At 56.5% G+C, this 18,838-nt stretch carries 12 protein-coding genes, 2 tRNA genes and 3 rRNA genes; 5 read left to right on the top strand and 12 right to left on the bottom strand.

Features of this window, described 5'->3' with window-relative positions; all coding sequences use genetic code 11:
• Positions 1-26: 26 nt before the first annotated feature.
• Entirely contained in the window at positions 27-728 is a 702-nt protein-coding gene (locus CS390_RS18675) for a 4'-phosphopantetheinyl transferase (RefSeq protein WP_099775576.1), read from the top strand.
• 1 nt (position 729) lies between these two features.
• On the opposite strand, the gene fhuF is transcribed toward CS390_RS18675, so the two are convergent.
• Genes fhuF through CS390_RS18690 form a run of 3 tightly spaced genes read right to left on the bottom strand, consistent with a single transcriptional unit; the run spans position 730 to position 3,616 of the window.
• Positions 730-1,290 carry a siderophore-iron reductase FhuF gene (gene fhuF / locus CS390_RS18680; protein ID WP_099775577.1) on the bottom strand — a complete coding sequence of 187 codons (561 nt, stop codon included), beginning with the start codon at positions 1,288-1,290 and terminating at the stop codon, positions 730-732.
• Entirely contained in the window at positions 1,287-2,900 is a 1,614-nt protein-coding gene (locus tag CS390_RS18685) for an ATP-binding protein (RefSeq protein WP_099775578.1), read from the bottom strand. Before CS390_RS18685 ends, fhuF begins: the two co-directional genes overlap by 4 nt.
• Entirely contained in the window at positions 2,897-3,616 is a 720-nt protein-coding gene (locus CS390_RS18690; protein ID WP_065761345.1) for a response regulator transcription factor, read from the bottom strand. The genes CS390_RS18685 and CS390_RS18690 overlap by 4 nt, the downstream gene beginning before the upstream one ends.
• A 754-nt stretch (positions 3,617-4,370) precedes the next feature.
• On the opposite strand from CS390_RS18690, the gene CS390_RS18700 reads away from it, so the two are divergent.
• Both CS390_RS18700 and CS390_RS18705 read left to right on the top strand, forming a co-directional pair.
• The gene (locus tag CS390_RS18700; protein WP_099775579.1) at positions 4,371-7,253 is read left to right on the top strand and encodes a ribonucleoside-diphosphate reductase subunit alpha; all 2,883 of its coding nucleotides are present in this window, start codon (positions 4,371-4,373) and stop codon (positions 7,251-7,253) included.
• A gap of 232 nt (positions 7,254-7,485) precedes the next feature.
• The gene (locus CS390_RS18705) at positions 7,486-8,733 is read left to right on the top strand and encodes a ribonucleotide-diphosphate reductase subunit beta (RefSeq protein ID WP_099775580.1); all 1,248 of its coding nucleotides are present in this window, start codon (positions 7,486-7,488) and stop codon (positions 8,731-8,733) included.
• A 115-nt stretch (positions 8,734-8,848) separates the two neighbouring features.
• Here the strand turns inward: CS390_RS18705 and CS390_RS18710 are convergent, their stop codons facing one another.
• The 8 genes from CS390_RS18710 to CS390_RS18750 form a co-directional block, all read right to left on the bottom strand.
• Positions 8,849-9,250, bottom strand: a complete 402-nt coding sequence (locus CS390_RS18710) for a GFA family protein (protein WP_083199928.1) — start codon at positions 9,248-9,250, stop codon at positions 8,849-8,851.
• 60 nt (positions 9,251-9,310) lie between these two features.
• Positions 9,311-9,967 carry a VOC family protein gene (locus CS390_RS18715; RefSeq protein WP_099775581.1) on the bottom strand — a complete coding sequence of 219 codons (657 nt, stop codon included), beginning with the start codon at positions 9,965-9,967 and terminating at the stop codon, positions 9,311-9,313.
• 101 nt (positions 9,968-10,068) lie between these two features.
• Positions 10,069-10,184 (bottom strand): 5S ribosomal RNA (gene rrf / locus CS390_RS18720).
• A 136-nt stretch (positions 10,185-10,320) separates the two neighbouring features.
• Positions 10,321-13,211, bottom strand: a 23S ribosomal RNA gene (locus tag CS390_RS18725).
• A 253-nt stretch (positions 13,212-13,464) separates the two neighbouring features.
• A tRNA-Ala gene (locus CS390_RS18730) sits at positions 13,465-13,540 on the bottom strand.
• Positions 13,541-13,546: 6 nt separating this feature from the next.
• Positions 13,547-13,623: transfer RNA gene (locus CS390_RS18735), tRNA-Ile, on the bottom strand.
• Positions 13,624-13,707: 84 nt separating this feature from the next.
• Positions 13,708-15,244 (bottom strand): 16S ribosomal RNA (locus CS390_RS18740).
• The 16S, 23S and 5S rRNA genes sit together here with 2 tRNA genes alongside, the layout of an rRNA operon.
• A 615-nt stretch (positions 15,245-15,859) precedes the next feature.
• Complete coding sequence (locus CS390_RS18750; protein ID WP_256587518.1) at positions 15,860-16,510, bottom strand: UPF0149 family protein; 651 nt, start codon at positions 16,508-16,510, stop codon at positions 15,860-15,862.
• 87 nt (positions 16,511-16,597) lie between these two features.
• On the opposite strand from CS390_RS18750, the gene CS390_RS18755 reads away from it, so the two are divergent.
• Entirely contained in the window at positions 16,598-17,044 is a 447-nt protein-coding gene (locus CS390_RS18755) for a hypothetical protein (protein WP_065760563.1), read from the top strand.
• Between the two features lie 152 nt (positions 17,045-17,196).
• The gene (locus CS390_RS18760; RefSeq protein ID WP_099775583.1) at positions 17,197-18,261 is read left to right on the top strand and encodes a diguanylate cyclase; all 1,065 of its coding nucleotides are present in this window, start codon (positions 17,197-17,199) and stop codon (positions 18,259-18,261) included.
• An 82-nt stretch (positions 18,262-18,343) separates the two neighbouring features.
• On the opposite strand, the gene CS390_RS18765 is transcribed toward CS390_RS18760, so the two are convergent.
• The gene (locus CS390_RS18765; protein ID WP_065760565.1) at positions 18,344-18,667 is read right to left on the bottom strand and encodes a DUF2025 family protein; all 324 of its coding nucleotides are present in this window, start codon (positions 18,665-18,667) and stop codon (positions 18,344-18,346) included.
• Between the last annotated feature and the right edge of the window lie 171 nt (positions 18,668-18,838).

Below are 18,838 nucleotides of genomic sequence, written 5' to 3' on the forward strand. Positions count from 1 at the left end.
GCCATGGATCGCGGCACAATACGGCCATGAAACGACTCCCATCTTGCTGCGCACCACTCCAGTACCACTGGCCTCTGCCTCGCGCAGTACCCGGCGCAGCACTGGTCAGTTGCTCGTTCGACCCCGCTCAACTGGCTGCCGATGACTTCGTCCTGGCGGGTATAGAACACACCAGCAGCCTGCAACGCTCAGTGGCCAAGCGTCAGGCCGAGTACCTCGCTGGCCGGGTCTGCGCCCGTGCAGCACTGCAAGCGCTGGATGGTCGGGAGTACATCCCCGGTACCGGCGAAGACCGTGCGCCGATCTGGCCAAGCGATATCAGCGGATCCATCACCCATAGCCACGGCTGGGCCGCTGCGGTGGTTGCCCCTAGTCACCAGTGCGCGGGCATTGGCCTGGATCAGGAAACCCTGCTCAGCCACGAACGCGCTCAGCGCCTGGCCGCAGAGATCCTCACAGCCGATGAACTTCACCGAATGGACCCGGACCTGGCTGCCTTGGCGGTCACCCTGACCTTTTCCCTGAAGGAAAGCCTGTTCAAGGCCCTCTACCCTATCGTGCAGCAGCGCTTCTACTTTGAACACGCGGAGGTGCTGGAGTGGTCCACCGATGGCCATGCACGCCTGCGCCTGTTGAAAGACCTGTCCACTGACTGGCGCCAGGGCCACGAGCTGGAAGGCCAGTTCAGCATACAGAATGACCAGGTCCTGACCTTGATCAGCGTCTGAGTCAGGGGTTGAGCGGGCAGTGCGTACAGTGCCCCACCCACGCCACCTTGTAACTCAGGCAACAGGTTCGCCGACGCCGCAGGCCGTGCGCATCGTAGCTGACTGCCGCAAACAACGGGCCGCCAGGGCGATCCAGTAGATCACGCGCCTCAACGAGGTCGACCTCCAGGGCCTGCAGGCACTGCTCCAGGCAATCGCCAGCATTCCCCCAGAGCACGGCAACCGGCACCGAGCCCAAGGCTGCCAGTTGCTGGACCAATGGCGTCAGGTGGTGCTCCAACAGGGCCTGCAAGCTATCGCTGCCTGCGGCCAGCGGCTCAAACGCCAACGGCAGACCACGATCGTCCAGGCTCACGCCGACATTGTTCGGCAGCGCCAGCCCTCGCCCAGCACACCGGGCTGACACGGCCTCGCGCCAGAACAGCGCGAAATAGTACTTGGACCACTGCGACACCAGCACAGGCAACTGGGCTGGCATCAACTCAGGCCCATAGAGCGCCAGCAGCAGCCTGTGAAAGTACGCCGGACGTAGCAGCTCACTCAGCGTCACGGTCTGCTTCATGATGCACCAGAGGCCTGGCTACGCGGCCAACTCAGGCTGAAACACGCCCCACCCAGGCGCTCGCTACGGCTGACCGAGGCCCGCCCGGCATGCCAATAGATAATCCTGCGTACGATGGACAAGCCCAGACCGTGCCCACCGGAAGCCCGGGCGCGGCTGTCGTCGAGGCGAGTAAAGGGGGTAAAGATTCGGTCCCAGGCAGGCTCGGGGATGCCAGGACCATCATCTTCCACATCAATCCGGCAGCGCTGGGCACCTAATTGATAGCTCAGACAGACCTGTGACTCAGCATGGCGCATGGCGTTGCTCACCAGGTTCTGCAAAGCCCGGTGCAAGTAGCGTGGCTCCGCCTCCACCCATGCGCCGTCAGCCTCTTCGGCCCTCTGGCAGGGGCCGCGAACCACGCTCACCTCGCGACGCAATGGCGCCAGCTCTGCGATCACCTGGTCGAGCAGCGCATCCAGGTCGATCAACTGAAAATGCAACGCCGGTGAGCCCTGCTCCAGACGGGCATAGGTGAGCATCTCGTCGACCAGTTTATCGAGGTCCTGAATGTCACCATCCATGCCCTCCAGGTACTTTTCCCGAGCCTGATCGTTGCTGGCCCCGGCGATCATCTCCAGGCCGAAACGTAAACGGGCCACTGGCGTGCGCAGCTCATGGGACACGGCACGCACCAGCTCACGCTGAATACTCAACGACCGTTGCAAATGCTCCGCCATGCCATTGAAAGCCGCAGCCAAGCGTCCAACCGAGTCATCATCATCGGCCGTCACACGGGTTTCCAGGCTACCCTGGGCGATGCGTGTGGCAGCAAACTCCAGGGTCGACAGGCGACGCTCCAGCTGACGCACCAGCAAATAGACGATCAAACCAATCAGGCACAAGCCCAGCACGGCAATCACTGCCAGCAACTGGGGTGGGTAGGCATTCATCTGATACAGCGGGCCGAGCTCCAGCACCCAGGGCGTACCGGCAAGGCCGGAAAATACACGAATCGAGTCACCGTCCTTGCCAAGGGCCATCACCGTGTCGCCCTCCTCGACCCGTCGACGCTGGTCGTCATCCAGGTCAGCCTTGGTCATCGAAAGCAAGCGCAGGTCAAAGCCAAACCCCTTGGCTTCCTTCAATTGCGCAAGCCGTCCAGGCTGCTCCGCAACCGGATAACGCACCAACTCATCCGCCAGCAGGTAAATCGTGGCGCGGGCCAACTGCTCACTGATCTGCTTGACCTCACCCACGAGCAGAAACGGCTTGTCGCCAACCTGACGCATCACCTTGGCCGCATGAGGCCCGGTCTTCTCTACCAGTACCTGGCCACGCTGCAACAAGCTGCGCTGACGCCCATCGAGCCCGGTGTGGGCCAAGGACTCCAACGCCAAGGGAATGCCCAGCAAGCGCTCCCAGATCGCCAGCGCCCGCGTACGCTCCACCTCACTGAGCGGCACCAGGTTGTCAGCCATCAGCGTGAAGGTACCGTGGGCAAGCCGCTCACGGTATTGATCCGCGCGTACCTCATTGAGCAGGTGCAGGCTCAAGGCGCCGAGCATCGCCACCAGCACCAGAGCGCTCAGCATACCGCCGTAGATGCGCAGGAAAATCGAGTTCATGCCTCACGACCCATGGCCTGGGCCGCCTCGGCTACAAACAGGTAGCCTTTGCTGCGCAGGGTCTTGATCATCTTCGGATGGATTGGATCGTCACCGATTTTGGGGCGAATGCGTGAAATACGCACATCGATAGAACGGTCCTGGCCGTCATAGCCCACACCTCGCAACGAGGTGAAGATCTCCTCGCGGGACAACACACGCCCGGCATTGCTCACGAGTAGCCAGAGCAGGTCGAACTCGGCGCTGGTCAACTCGATGCTCGCGCCCCGCAGCCAAGCCTCGCGCAGGGTGTTATCGACCCGCAACGGGCCGAACACCAATGCCTGGTGCTCACTACTGGGGGCATCACTGCGACGCAACAGAGCGTTGATCCGGGCCAACAACAAGCGGGGACGCACGGGCTTGACCACATAGTCGTCGGCCCCCAGGTCCAGCCCCTGCACCTGATCAAGATCGTCGCTACGTGCGGTGAGCATCAGAATTACCCCCGCATAGCGCGGGCGTACCTTGCGACAGATGCTCAGGCCATCCTCGCCAGGCAACATCAGGTCAAGGATCACCAGATCAGGCTGCTCATCAATGATGCGCTGGGCCGCCTTTGCCCCGTCACCCTCCACCGCTACCTCAAAGCCGTTGGCCTGCAGGTATTCACCCGTGAGGTCGGCCAATCGCTGGTCATCCTCGACGATCAACACCTGACTGCGCTGCTGCTCCACGGACACCTCTGCTGGGCTTGTTGTTCTTGGAAGACCGCCCGTCAACAAAGGGCAATAATGGCATCGGATACTACGACGCGAACCCACACATTCCAACCGCCACCAACGGCACTGAAAAGCCGTGCCAGGAGCGCTGGACAATGGGGCTTTTTGTGATAGGGTTCGCGCCCGCAAAATTCCGTGTTCGGGGCGTCGCCAACGTAAAAAAAGAGTGACCAACGGCACAATGGCGGTGAGACGCGGCCTACAAGGCGTTGCCCGGAATCACTCACAAAATACGCACAAGTTATCCACAGAGCATCACCTTGCAATACCCCCGATACCGCATTATCTTGTATCCCTATCGAAACAAAACACTATATCTTGGGTTTTCACATAATTCCCAAGCACAAGTCGAGCATTAAACTCAAGCCTTGCAAAATGCTTTTTTTGCTTGAACTTTGAAAGAAATCAGCAGCCAAACCGCTCCTGCGGAGGCGACCGTTGCAAGTTCACCAGAGGGCTTGTTTCGGGTACGGGTGTTGCACACAAAGGCACATCCGACAGCAACAGTTTTGGGCCCCGGCCCGAGACCTTTGACTTCGGCCAGGGAGCGGCGAGCGATTGCCCCTTTTTCCTGATCTGTCCCGAAGTAGGTAAGCCCTGCCCCGCACGCTGCCCTTGCGCATGCCTGCGGGTCGGTTGTCGAGCTTTTGGACGGAACGGTTGGCACCTACCCGGTGCCTAAACAAACATAGAAAACGTGGAGACCCCCATGCAAACCGACACAACTCGCGAGAACCCGCAGGCCAAGGCGCCGCAGGCCGCTGATTCGAACCAGGATCTGGCTGCCACCGCTCCGGGCCAACTGCGTGTGATCAAGCGTAACGGTACTGTCGTCGCCTACACCGATGACAAGATCACCGTTGCCATCACCAAGGCGTTCCTTGCAGTTGAAGGCGGCACTGCTGCTGCCTCGTCGCGTATCCACGACACCGTTGCCCGCCTGACCGAACAAGTGACAGCGACCTTCAAGCGTCGCATGCCATCGGGCGGCACCATCCACATCGAAGAAATCCAGGATCAGGTCGAACTGGCCCTGATGCGTGCTGGCGAACAGAAAGTGGCCCGCGACTACGTGATCTATCGCGACCAACGCGCCAAGGAACGTGCCACCCGCAGCAACAACGACGTAGCGGTAGAGCCACACCCGAGCATCCGTATCACCCTGGCCGATGGCAGCCTGGCGCCTCTGGACATGAACCGCCTGAACACCATCATTTCGGAAGCCTGCGAAGGCCTGGCCGAAGTCGATGGCGAACTGATCCAGCGTGAAACCCTGAAGAACCTGTACGACGGCGTGGCCATCAAGGACGTCAACACCGCTCTGGTGATGACCGCCCGTACCCTGGTCGAGCGTGAGCCGAACTACTCCTTCGTGACCGCTCGCCTGCTGATGGACACCCTGCGCGCCGAAGGCCTGGGCTTCCTGCAGGTTGCCGAAAGCGCGACCCACCACGAAATGGCCGACCTGTACGCCAAGGCCTTGCCGGCCTATGTCGCCAAAGGTGTGGAGTTTGAACTGCTCAACCCAGCCATGGCCGACTACGACCTGGAAAAACTGGGCAAGGCGATCAACCACGAACGCGACCAGCAGTTCACCTACCTGGGCCTGCAGACCCTGTACGACCGTTACTTCATCCACAAGGATGGCGTACGCTTCGAACTGCCACAGGTGTTCTTCATGCGTGTGGCCATGGGCCTGGCGCTGGAAGAGAAAGACAAAGAAGCCCGCGCGATCGAGTTCTACAACCTGTTGTCGTCCTTCGACTACATGGCCTCGACCCCGACCCTGTTCAACGCCGGCACCCTGCGTCCACAGCTGTCGAGCTGCTACCTGACCACCGTCCCGGACGACCTCTCGGGCATTTACCACGCGATCCACGACAACGCCATGCTGTCGAAATTCGCCGGTGGCCTGGGCAACGACTGGACGCCAGTACGTGCGCTGGGTTCCTACATCAAGGGCACCAACGGCAAGTCCCAGGGCGTCGTACCGTTCCTGAAAGTGGTCAACGACACCGCCGTTGCCGTAAACCAGGGTGGCAAGCGCAAAGGCGCTGTCTGTGCCTACCTGGAAACCTGGCACCTGGACATCGAAGAATTCATCGAGCTGCGCAAGAACACCGGTGATGACCGTCGTCGTACCCACGACATGAACACCGCCAACTGGATCCCTGACCTGTTCATGAAGCGCGTCTTCGATGACGGCAAGTGGACCCTGTTCTCGCCTTCGGAAGTGCCAGATCTGCACGACCTGACCGGCAAGGCCTTCGAAGAGCGCTACGAGTACTACGAAGCGCTGACCGAGTACAACAAGATCAAGGTATTCAAGACCGTCCAGGCCAAAGACCTGTGGCGCAAGATGCTCTCGATGCTGTTCGAAACCGGTCACCCATGGTTGACCTTCAAAGACCCGTGCAACCTGCGCAGCCCTCAGCAGCACGTGGGCGTGGTCCACAGCTCGAACCTGTGCACCGAAATCACCTTGAACACCAACAAGGACGAGATCGCGGTATGTAACCTGGGCTCGATCAACCTGCCGAACCACATCGTCGACGGCAAGCTGGACACCGCCAAGCTGCAGCGCACCATCAACACCGCTGTGCGCATGCTCGACAACGTGATCGACATCAACTACTACTCGGTACCGCAGGCGCGCAACTCGAACATGAAGCACCGCCCGGTCGGTCTGGGCATCATGGGCTTCCAGGACGCGCTGTACCTGCAGCACATTCCTTATGGTTCGGACGCAGCAGTCGAGTTCGCCGACCGCTCCATGGAAGCGGTCAGCTACTTCGCCATCCAGGCCTCCTGTGACCTGGCCGACGAACGTGGCGCCTACGAGACCTTCCAGGGCTCGCTGTGGTCCAAAGGCATCCTGCCGCTGGATTCCCAACAGATCCTGATCGAAGCCCGTGGCCAGAAGTACATCGACGTCGACCTGAACGAGACCCTGGACTGGGCACCGGTTCGCGCACGCGTTCAGAAAGGTATTCGTAACTCGAACATCATGGCCATCGCGCCGACCGCGACCATCGCCAACATCACCGGCGTATCGCAGTCCATCGAGCCGACCTACCAGAACCTGTACGTGAAATCGAACCTGTCGGGCGAGTTCACCGTGATCAACCCGTACCTGGTTCACGACCTGAAGGCTCGCGGCCTGTGGGACGCGGTCATGATCAACGACCTGAAGTACTACGACGGTTCGGTTCAGCAGATCGAGCGCATCCCGCAAGAACTCAAGGAGCTCTACGCGACTGCCTTCGAAGTGGAAACCAAGTGGATCGTCGACGCTGCCAGCCGTCGCCAGAAGTGGATCGACCAGGCTCAGTCGCTGAACCTGTACATCGCCGGCGCCTCGGGCAAGAAACTGGACGTCACCTACCGCATGGCCTGGTACCGTGGTCTGAAAACCACCTACTACCTCCGTGCCCTGGCCGCGACCAGCACCGAGAAATCGACCATCAACACCGGCAAGCTCAACGCCGTGTCCAGCGGTGGCGACAGCGCCCCGGTGCAAACCGCCCCGGCGCCTGCACCCGTGCCTAAGGCCTGCGCGATCGACGAACCTGACTGCGAAGCCTGCCAATAAGGTGCGCACGGCCGGCTCCGACAGGAGTCGGCCTTATCGGCGAAAGGGCTGCCAGGCAGCCCCCTTCGCCACCAGATACAAAGGCCTGGAGCACCACCCGCTCCAGCCCACCAGAGGGGCCTCCCCCTCAAGCATTCAAAAGTTTTGCGTGCACTGCTGTACCCGACGCGAGCTACGCAACCCAAGATCCATCAGGCCATACTGAACATGGCCCTCACGCAGGAGACCCACCATGCTGAGCTGGGACGAATTCGACAAAGACGACGGCGAAGTCGCCGCTAAAAACGCTGGTGCTACCCAATCGATTGAAAACGGTATCGACAAACTCGACAGCGCTGGCGGTGCCGCCGCCCTTGAGGCCCGTGCCGTCACCGCAGCTGACTCTGCTGCCGTAATCCGTGCCAAAGCGGCACTGGATGAACTCGACATCGCCGAAGGCCTGGCCGAGCTGGAAGGCTCTGCAGCCCGTGTAGCCGTTGATGAGAAGCGCATGATCAACTGCCGCGCCGACCTCAACCAACTGGTTCCATTCAAATACGACTGGGCCTGGCAGAAGTACCTGGACGGCTGCGCCAACCACTGGATGCCGCAAGAGGTCAACATGACCGCGGACATCGCCCTCTGGAAAAACCCGGAAGGCCTGACCGACGACGAGCGCCGCATCGTCATGCGCAACCTGGGCTTCTTCTCTACCGCCGACTCCCTGGTTGCCAACAACCTGGCACTGGCCGTGTATCGCCTGATCACCAACCCGGAGTGCCGCCAGTACATCCTGCGCCAGGCCTTCGAAGAAGCGATCCACACACACGCCTACCAGTACTGCATCGAATCGCTGGGCATGGATGAAGGTGAAATCTTCAACATGTACCACGAGATCCCATCGGTCGCGAAAAAGGCCGCCTGGGGCCTGCGCTACACCCGCTCGATCTCCGACCCGGAATTCGATACCGGCACCGTCGAGACCGACAAGGAACTGCTGCGCAACCTGATCGCCTACTACTGCGTACTCGAAGGCATCTTCTTCTACTGCGGCTTCACCCAGATCCTGTCCATGGGCCGCCGCAACAAGATGACCGGTGTTGCCGAGCAGTTCCAGTACATCCTGCGTGACGAATCCATGCACCTGAACTTCGGTATCGACGTGATCAACCAGATCAAGATCGAAAACCCGCACCTGTGGGATGCCGAAATGAAGGAAGAAGCCACGCAGATGATTCTGCAGGGCACCCAGCTGGAAATCGAATACGCCCGTGACACCATGCCACGCGGTGTACTGGGCATGAACGCAGCGATGATGGAAGACTATCTGAAGTTCATCGCCAACCGCCGCCTGTCGCAGATCGGCCTGAAGGAAGAGTACCCAGGTACCACCAACCCGTTCCCATGGATGAGTGAAATCATGGACTTGAAGAAAGAGAAGAACTTCTTTGAGACCCGGGTTATTGAGTATCAGACCGGTGGGGCTTTGAGCTGGGATTGATGCTGGCTTGAGTTCACAAGAAGGCTGCCGAAAGGCGGCCTTTTTTGTGCCTGGAAATACTGTTGTATTGCAGGAGATAGAGACACACGCTTTGCAGCAGGCTTACCTGCAGCGGTCAATCCGATTCCGGGCCGTGATCTTGAATCTCATACCAGGCGGCCTTGGTTCCGACATGCAGGTGCTTTTGATGGCCAGGCGTGAAAGAGGTGTCCAGGCAGCCCAGGGCTATTGAGACCCACCCGGAAAATTCACCTTCACTTGTCGACCAAAACAACGACGAGCCACAGTGGCGACAGAACTGCCGCACAACGGTTGCAGAGGACTGGTAGCCCTTGAGGCTCTCGCTACCCTTGGTGATGTGCAGGTCGGCTCGAGGCACACTGCCATAGCTGGCAAATGCCGCGCCATGCCCTTTTCGACACTGGCTGCAATGGCAGTGAGATACCGCTTTGGGGCGAGACGACACTCGATACGCCACCGCGCCGCACAGGCAGCTTCCCGAGAAAATACGCGTCAATGCAATAGCCCTTCTTGAAGAAACAGTACTTTAGCCAGCAAGGCTGCACGCCTACGCTTACTACCAGTTCATCACCAGCGGCAAGCCGGGCCGCAAGTCGCGTGTCTGCCCTTGAACACCGTGGTCGATCTCCAGCTCCATCAGGTGCTCGTTACCCTGGATGATCTCAAATTCGCTCAGCTGATTTGCACAAGAGGCCGTTGCGGAGAACGCTTCGCCGCTGGCTGTTGTGACCCGTACTGCGGTGATTTGGCGAAAGCCATTGGCATGCTCAATAGGCTGAGCTCGCTCGGGCGGCATCTGGTCTGGGCGTTTGGCAAAAGACAGAAAGAACCACATGGGCTCAGAGACAGGGGCTCGACCTACGTCTACTTTAAGGCTGGCTGGCAAGTAAGCAGGGCGATACTCCCAGGCGGGAAAAGGCAGCGCCTCGTTTGCGGTAGTAGGCCTGAAGCACACGCCAAAGGGTGATACCTGGCTATCTGTTGCGCTGAGGCGCTCGAAGAGCTGTGTGGGGGCCGTTAATGGGCTTTGCGCTTCCTGGGCATCCGTGAGGTACAACAACTCAATGAATGTGTTTTGGAAGAAGAACCTGCGGTTCGCGGTCCCTTGCCCAGGGTGAACGTTCGGTGTGCCTTCGATAAGACCCAGGGCGCTTAAGGCGGCAGCGCTTTGGATAGGATTGGTTACGCAGATAAAAAGGTGATCAACTTCCATGTCTCATTCCTTTAAAAGCAACTTGGCTACGGCCAGGCATCCAAAACGCCACAAAGACAAAACCCCTACCTGCGTGTGCAGATAGGGGTTTCGGAATTTAATCTTGACGATGACCTACTCTCACATGGGGAAACCCCACACTACCATCGGCGATGCATCGTTTCACTGCTGAGTTCGGGATGGGATCAGGTGGTTCCAATGCTCTATGGTCGTCAAGAAATTCTGTGTACCAGACCGTCTTTCGACGCTCCAGCAAATCGGGTATGTGATAGTTGTGAGTCGCAAACTTTCGGTTCGTTTCGTCTTCACAACACCGCAATCTGGCCTTTCGACGCAAATTGCTTGGGTGTTATATGGTCAAGCCTCACGGGCAATTAGTATTGGTTAGCTCAATGCCTCACAGCACTTACACACCCAACCTATCAACGTCGTAGTCTTCGACGACCCTTCAGGGAGCTCAAGGCTCCAGTGAGATCTCATCTTGAGGCAAGTTTCCCGCTTAGATGCTTTCAGCGGTTATCTCTTCCGAACATAGCTACCCGGCAATGCCACTGGCGTGACAACCGGAACACCAGAGGTTCGTCCACTCCGGTCCTCTCGTACTAGGAGCAGCCCCTCTCAAATCTCAAACGTCCACGGCAGATAGGGACCGAACTGTCTCACGACGTTCTAAACCCAGCTCGCGTACCACTTTAAATGGCGAACAGCCATACCCTTGGGACCGGCTTCAGCCCCAGGATGTGATGAGCCGACATCGAGGTGCCAAACACCGCCGTCGATATGAACTCTTGGGCGGTATCAGCCTGTTATCCCCGGAGTACCTTTTATCCGTTGAGCGATGGCCCTTCCATACAGAACCACCGGATCACTAAGACCTACTTTCGTACCTGCTCGACGTGTCTGTCTCGCAGTCAAGCGCGCTTTTGCCTTTATACTCTACGACCGATTTCCGACCGGTCTGAGCGCACCTTCGTACTCCTCCGTTACTCTTTAGGAGGAGACCGCCCCAGTCAAACTACCCACCATACACTGTCCTCGATCCGGATGACGGACCTGAGTTAGAACCTCAAAGTTGCCAGGGTGGTATTTCAAGGATGGCTCCACGCGAACTGGCGTCCACGCTTCAAAGCCTCCCACCTATCCTACACAAGCAAATTCAAAGTCCAGTGCAAAGCTATAGTAAAGGTTCACGGGGTCTTTCCGTCTAGCCGCGGATACACTGCATCTTCACAGCGATTTCAATTTCACTGAGTCTCGGGTGGAGACAGCGCCGCCATCGTTACGCCATTCGTGCAGGTCGGAACTTACCCGACAAGGAATTTCGCTACCTTAGGACCGTTATAGTTACGGCCGCCGTTTACCGGGGCTTCGATCAAGAGCTTCGCGTTAGCTAACCCCATCAATTAACCTTCCGGCACCGGGCAGGCGTCACACCCTATACGTCCACTTTCGTGTTTGCAGAGTGCTGTGTTTTTAATAAACAGTCGCAGCGGCCTGGTATCTTCGACCGGCATGGGCTTACGGAGCAAGTCCTTCACCCTCACCGGCGCACCTTCTCCCGAAGTTACGGTGCCATTTTGCCTAGTTCCTTCACCCGAGTTCTCTCAAGCGCCTTGGTATTCTCTACCCAACCACCTGTGTCGGTTTGGGGTACGGTTCCTGGTTATCTGAAGCTTAGAAGCTTTTCTTGGAAGCATGGCATCAACCACTTCGCGCTCTAAAGAGCACTCGTCATCAGCTCTCGGCCTTAAGATCCCGGATTTACCTAAGATCTCAGCCTACCACCTTAAACTTGGACAACCAACGCCAAGCTGGCCTAGCCTTCTCCGTCCCTCCATCGCAATAACCAGAAGTACAGGAATATTAACCTGTTTTCCATCGACTACGCTTTTCAGCCTCGCCTTAGGGACCGACTAACCCTGCGTCGATTAACGTTGCGCAGGAAACCTTGGTCTTTCGGCGTGGGAGTTTTTCACTCCCATTGTCGTTACTCATGTCAGCATTCGCACTTCTGATACCTCCAGCAAGCTTCTCAACTCACCTTCACAGGCTTACAGAACGCTCCTCTACCGCATCACCTAAGTGATACCCGTAGCTTCGGTGCATGGTTTGAGCCCCGTTACATCTTCCGCGCAGGCCGACTCGACTAGTGAGCTATTACGCTTTCTTTAAAGGGTGGCTGCTTCTAAGCCAACCTCCTAGCTGTCTAAGCCTTCCCACATCGTTTCCCACTTAACCATGACTTTGGGACCTTAGCTGACGGTCTGGGTTGTTTCCCTTTTCACGACGGACGTTAGCACCCGCCGTGTGTCTCCCATGCTCGGCACTTGTAGGTATTCGGAGTTTGCATCGGTTTGGTAAGTCGGGATGACCCCCTAGCCGAAACAGTGCTCTACCCCCTACAGTGATACATGAGGCGCTACCTAAATAGCTTTCGAGGAGAACCAGCTATCTCCGAGCTTGATTAGCCTTTCACTCCGATCCACAGGTCATCCGCTAACTTTTCAACGGTAGTCGGTTCGGTCCTCCAGTCAGTGTTACCTAACCTTCAACCTGCCCATGGATAGATCGCCCGGTTTCGGGTCTATACCCAGCGACTAAACGCCCTATTAAGACTCGCTTTCGCTACGCCTCCCCTATTCGGTTAAGCTCGCCACTGAATATAAGTCGCTGACCCATTATACAAAAGGTACGCAGTCACCTAACAAAGTAGGCTCCCACTGCTTGTACGCATACGGTTTCAGGATCTATTTCACTCCCCTCTCCGGGGTTCTTTTCGCCTTTCCCTCACGGTACTAGTTCACTATCGGTCAGTCAGTAGTATTTAGCCTTGGAGGATGGTCCCCCCATATTCAGACAAAGTTTCTCGTGCTCCGTCCTACTCGATTTCATTGATAAGAGATTTTCGCGTACAGGGCTATCACCCACTATGGCCGCACTTTCCAGAGCGTTCCGCTAATCTCAAATCAACTTAAGGGCTAGTCCCCGTTCGCTCGCCACTACTAAGGGAATCTCGGTTGATTTCTTTTCCTCAGGGTACTTAGATGTTTCAGTTCCCCTGGTTCGCCTCTTGCACCTATGTATTCAGTACAAGATACCTAGGTTATCCTAGGTGGGTTCCCCCATTCAGAGATCTCCGGATCAAAGTCTGTTTGCCGACTCCCCGAAGCTTATCGCAGGCTACCACGTCTTTCATCGCCTCTGACTGCCAAGGCATCCACCGTATGCGCTTCTTCACTTGACCATATAACCCCAAGCAATCTGGTTATACTGTGAAGACGACATTCGCCGAAAATTCGCAATACTCTTAAAACTTAAGAGACACTCACAAATTTTACCTTAGCCTGAATAAACACCAGTGAAAGTGCTATTCAGTCTATTTCTATCACATACCCAAATTTTTAAAGAACGATTCTGAAAAAGTTCAGAAATCAACATTCACCATCATCACAATGGAATGCTCATTTCTAAGCTTTGACACGGTTGAGCAAGAGGGGTGGTGGAGCCAAGCGGGATCGAACCGCTGACCTCCTGCGTGCAAGGCAGGCGCTCTCCCAGCTGAGCTATGGCCCCAGCAATTGGTGGGTCTGGGCAGATTCGAACTGCCGACCTCACCCTTATCAGGGGTGCGCTCTAACCAACTGAGCTACAGACCCAATCGAAGGTTGCTAACCTAATCGTCTTCTTCAATGAATCAAGCAATTCGTGTGGGAGCTTATGAAGCAGCTGATGTCGTCGATTAAGGAGGTGATCCAGCCGCAGGTTCCCCTACGGCTACCTTGTTACGACTTCACCCCAGTCATGAATCACACCGTGGTAACCGTCCTCCCGAAGGTTAGACTAGCTACTTCTGGTGCAACCCACTCCCATGGTGTGACGGGCGGTGTGTACAAGGCCCGGGAACGTATTCACCGCGACATTCTGATTCGCGATTACTAGCGATTCCGACTTCACGCAGTCGAGTTGCAGACTGCGATCCGGACTACGATCGGTTTTGTGAGATTAGCTCGACCTCGCGGCTTGGCAACCCTCTGTACCGACCATTGTAGCACGTGTGTAGCCCAGGCCGTAAGGGCCATGATGACTTGACGTCATCCCCACCTTCCTCCGGTTTGTCACCGGCAGTCTCCTTAGAGTGCCCACCATAACGTGCTGGTAACTAAGGACAAGGGTTGCGCTCGTTACGGGACTTAACCCAACATCTCACGACACGAGCTGACGACAGCCATGCAGCACCTGTCTCAATGTTCCCGAAGGCACCAATCCATCTCTGGAAAGTTCATTGGATGTCAAGGCCTGGTAAGGTTCTTCGCGTTGCTTCGAATTAAACCACATGCTCCACCGCTTGTGCGGGCCCCCGTCAATTCATTTGAGTTTTAACCTTGCGGCCGTACTCCCCAGGCGGTCAACTTAATGCGTTAGCTGCGCCACTAAAATCTCAAGGATTCCAACGGCTAGTTGACATCGTTTACGGCGTGGACTACCAGGGTATCTAATCCTGTTTGCTCCCCACGCTTTCGCACCTCAGTGTCAGTATGAGCCCAGGTGGTCGCCTTCGCCACTGGTGTTCCTTCCTATATCTACGCATTTCACCGCTACACAGGAAATTCCACCACCCTCTGCCCTACTCTAGCTCGCCAGTTTTGGATGCAGTTCCCAGGTTGAGCCCGGGGATTTCACATCCAACTTAACGAACCACCTACGCGCGCTTTACGCCCAGTAATTCCGATTAACGCTTGCACCCTCTGTATTACCGCGGCTGCTGGCACAGAGTTAGCCGGTGCTTATTCTGTCGGTAACGTCAAAACAGCAAGGTATTAGCTTACTGCCCTTCCTCCCAACTTAAAGTGCTTTACAATCCGAAGACCTTCTTCACACACGCGGCATGGCTGGATCAGGCTTTCGCCCATTGTCCAATATTCCCCACTGCTGCCTCCCGTAGGAGTCTGGACCGTGTCTCAGTTCCAGTGTGACTGATCATCCTCTCAGACCAGTTACGGATCGTCGCCTTGGTGAGCCATTACCTCACCAACTAGCTAATCCGACCTAGGCTCATCTGATAGCGCAAGGCCCGAAGGTCCCCTGCTTTCTCCCGTAGGACGTATGCGGTATTAGCGTTCCTTTCGAAACGTTGCCCCCCACTACCAGGCAGATTCCTAGGTATTACTCACCCGTCCGCCGCTGAATCAAGGAGCAAGCTCCCGTCATCCGCTCGACTTGCATGTGTTAGGCCTGCCGCCAGCGTTCAATCTGAGCCATGATCAAACTCTTCAGTTCAATACTGCTTGGGTTTTGAGAAAACCCTAAACTTGGCTCAGCAATCTCAAATGACTATTTCGATTTCTCGTGTAGTCACTTGTGATGCTGATAATCTTTTTGACTATCAGTCTGATCTCACAAGCACCCACACGAATTGCTTGATTCGATTGTTAAAGAGCGGTTGGTTAAGAGCTTTTCGTCTCAACCGAGGCGCGCATTCTACGCTTTCCTCTGTCTCTGTCAAGCGTTTATTTTGAAGTTTTTCAGAATTTTCCGTTCAACTTCAACCACTTGACTCGCTTCGATCTCTCGTTAGCGGGAGGCGAATTCTACAGCGTTTCAACTCGCTGTCAACCACCTTTTTTCACCGCTGCCGATCTATTCGACCGAAGCACTTCCAGCACCCTCGTTAAACATCTAACTCATTGATTACCAAGGAGTTTTCCGTTTCGACTGCGCCGGAAGAGGTGCGCATTATAGAGAGATGAAACGGGGCGTCAAGCACTAATACTGGAAACGCCGCAAAAAGAAGAATCGCTACTTATATAGCTATCTGGAAAGCCCGACCTTTCCTATCCGGCAACAGCCGTGACAACAAAGCCGCCCCGCCGTTGAAGGGGTTAATCAGATCGGCTACGAGGCGCCGTCTTCTGGAGCGCGCTGCGCCAGAAAATAGCAATTCAAGGCGCGAGCGGCGACAACAATGGGTTCGATCGACGCGCTATGCTCTTCTTTAGTCAGCGCTTCTACTTTGGAGAGGTTTTCTTCCAGGCCGTGCAGTTCAATAGCGGCCAGGTGGACTGCCTGCTCTATCGGTAGCTCTGGCCATTGCGCAAGCTGAACCCCGCGCATGTAACCGAAACACCAGTCTTCAATCATGTCTGCGACACCTATTCCCTCGCTGCAGCCCAGGAAAGGCGGTTCAAACCGGTCGGTAGCATCCTGCAGGCTTTGCTCGATACTGTTCATATGTCGCAGCAACAGCGCGTAGTAAGCCTCTCCCTCGGCCTCCTTTTTGAACTTCACCTTTCGCCCACCACTGATTTCAGGCAGCCATTGGCTTGGCATCAATGCACTTGGCGAGCTAGCCAACGCAACGAACAGGCCATCCAGTTCGGACAGGGTCTGTATTGCATCGTCGTTGCCGTACTTGAGCAGGAGGTCATCCAGCCTACCCAGTTCACGGTCATTCAAAGGCTGCAGATAGGCGGCATACATAGCGTCATCCCGGAACGTCGAGGTTTGAAACACACTATAGCAATGCAACACGTGCGTCGGTGCCATCAGTGTCGACGCTGATTACAGTCAATCAACTTCGTGCCGATAAGCATTGCGATTTACTTCTGTTTTTCATGCTCAAAAGGATTTGTCATGCGCTACCCGCACGTCGCTCTCGCCGCCTTGCTGCTTTCCAGCAGTGTTCTGGCTCAAGACTTTCAACCCGGCCAAATCTGGTCTTATAAAACCCGGCCCAACGAACAGGCTTCAACCCTGACCATTCTCAAGGTCGAACACTACCCCGACATGGGCGACGTGCTGCATGTTCGCGTCGATGGGTTCCAAATGCCGAACGCCCGCGCTCAGGGTAGCTACAGTGCAATGCCACACATGCCCTTCGCCAGGTCGGCCATTGAGGCGAGCGTTACGTCACTAAAAGGTAAAGGGCCCGTACCGGACTTCACCCAAGGCTACGCGTTCTGGAAAGCCGGCTACATTGCAGGTAACGCGGGCGTGTTCACCACTCCCGTCGACCAGGCATTGAACCAGTTGTGGCGTGCCAATTGGGCTCAGGCCGATGCCAGTGAGAGCAGCGAGTAGCGCGCCCTCCGCATCAAAAGGCCATTACTTTGTGTTGCTACCCGTAGCAACCGTGAAATGGCCTGTAAAGCCACTCCGCAATCGCAACCGAATACTCAACAATATTCATGCAAATTATGCGATAAACGGCGCCCCAAAAAAGATCGACGACTATGACGGAACACCAACACGGGAAAGGGACATCATTTGTCAGGCGAATCTATCTGCCACGCATCATCGGCCTGGGGATCGGCCTGTTCAGTGTCTGGGCAGCACTGGGCAGTGTTTCCGTTGCGCCATGGGTCTGGGTGCTGCTGTTTATCAACGGCCTGGCTTGGCCGCACATTGCTTATCGAATCGCATTGAGATCCAGAACACCCTACGACGCTGAACGCCGAAACCTGTTGGTCGACTCGTTGATGGGTGGATTCTGGGCCGCAACCATGCAATTCAACCCGCTGCCCAGCGTAACCATCCTTTCGATGATGACGATGAACAATGTGGCCGCTGGCGGCAAGCGTCTGTGCCTGTCAGGGCTGCTGGCTCAAGGTACGGGCATGGCCGTGTCTATTGCCCTGTTCGGCCCCGGCCTTCAGTTGCACAGCACCTCACTGCAGATCTATGCCTGCCTGCCGATGCTCACCCTTTACCCGCTGGCAGTGGGAGGCGTCTGCTACCAGTTGGCAATCAAGCTAGCCGAACACAAGCGTGCCTTGAGTACCTTGAGCCGCACCGACAGCCTGACCGGCCTGCTCAACCATGGTTCGTGGAAAGACGCCCTACAGCTCAAGTTTCAGAGATGCCAGCAGGACTGTCGGCAAGCAGTTATTGCCATTATCGACATTGATCACTTCAAGCGTATCAATGACACGTACGGTCATGTCGTCGGTGACTGTGTATTGCGCCAGTTGGGCACCGAGATAAAGAAAAACCTGCGTGAAGACGACCTGGCCGGGCGCTATGGGGGCGATGAGTTCTGCGTGATCCTGCCAAACATCGACATAGAGCAAGCCGTTCAGATCATGGAACGCCTGCGCGAAAAAATCAGTGCCTACCGCAACGAGCAGCTACCCGATCTGCGCATCACCCTGAGCATTGGCCTGGCCCTTTGCCACGAAACATTCGACGACCCAGTGAGCTGGCTCGATGAAGCCGACAAAGCGCTTTACAGCGCCAAGAACAACGGCCGCAATCAAGTCAGCTTCGCCGCTGCACGACATACGCCAGCGTTAGCCTAGCCTGAGGCCCGCGGCATCTCCCCGTGCGTATTGACCTGATCGCTGGCGGTTATAGACGCGTTCATTGTCCTTGGCAGAACACTCAAGCCACTATGCGGCGCCGCGCCGAGATCTCTGGAAGATCGTTACGCCGCAGATAGACCCGTAGAGGCTCACTGATGTTTAGCCGCTCGTCGATGTTCTGCGCCAACAACACCTCGATGAGATCACGACCCAGTGTCATGACCTCATCGCTGCTGCGCCTCCAGACGAACTCACTGCTGGGCGTGATGCTGTCTTCAGCCACGTCCATGCCAAATGAGTCCTCGCTGAATCGCACGATGTGCTTATCGAGCTTACGATTGAAACCGACGAAGCCCTTGAGCTGATCGGCTGCGGCGCAAATGTCCTGGGACGTGATGTGCATGTCCAACCTCACTGATACAGAAAAGGAATGGCACGCCTGGCAACGGAAAAAACACCGAGGTTCCCTCTGCTGGGGAATTGAAGCGACTTAGCCTAATGGAAATAAGCCTGCGTCGGAAAAGGTTTTTGATGCTCTGTATTCCGGGTAAGGGCGTGTCACCCTCCACTCCCC

Origin of the sequence: Pseudomonas sp. HLS-6 (assembly GCF_002753995.1) — a bacterium.
GTDB classification, from domain to species: domain Bacteria; phylum Pseudomonadota; class Gammaproteobacteria; order Pseudomonadales; family Pseudomonadaceae; genus Aquipseudomonas; species Aquipseudomonas defluvii.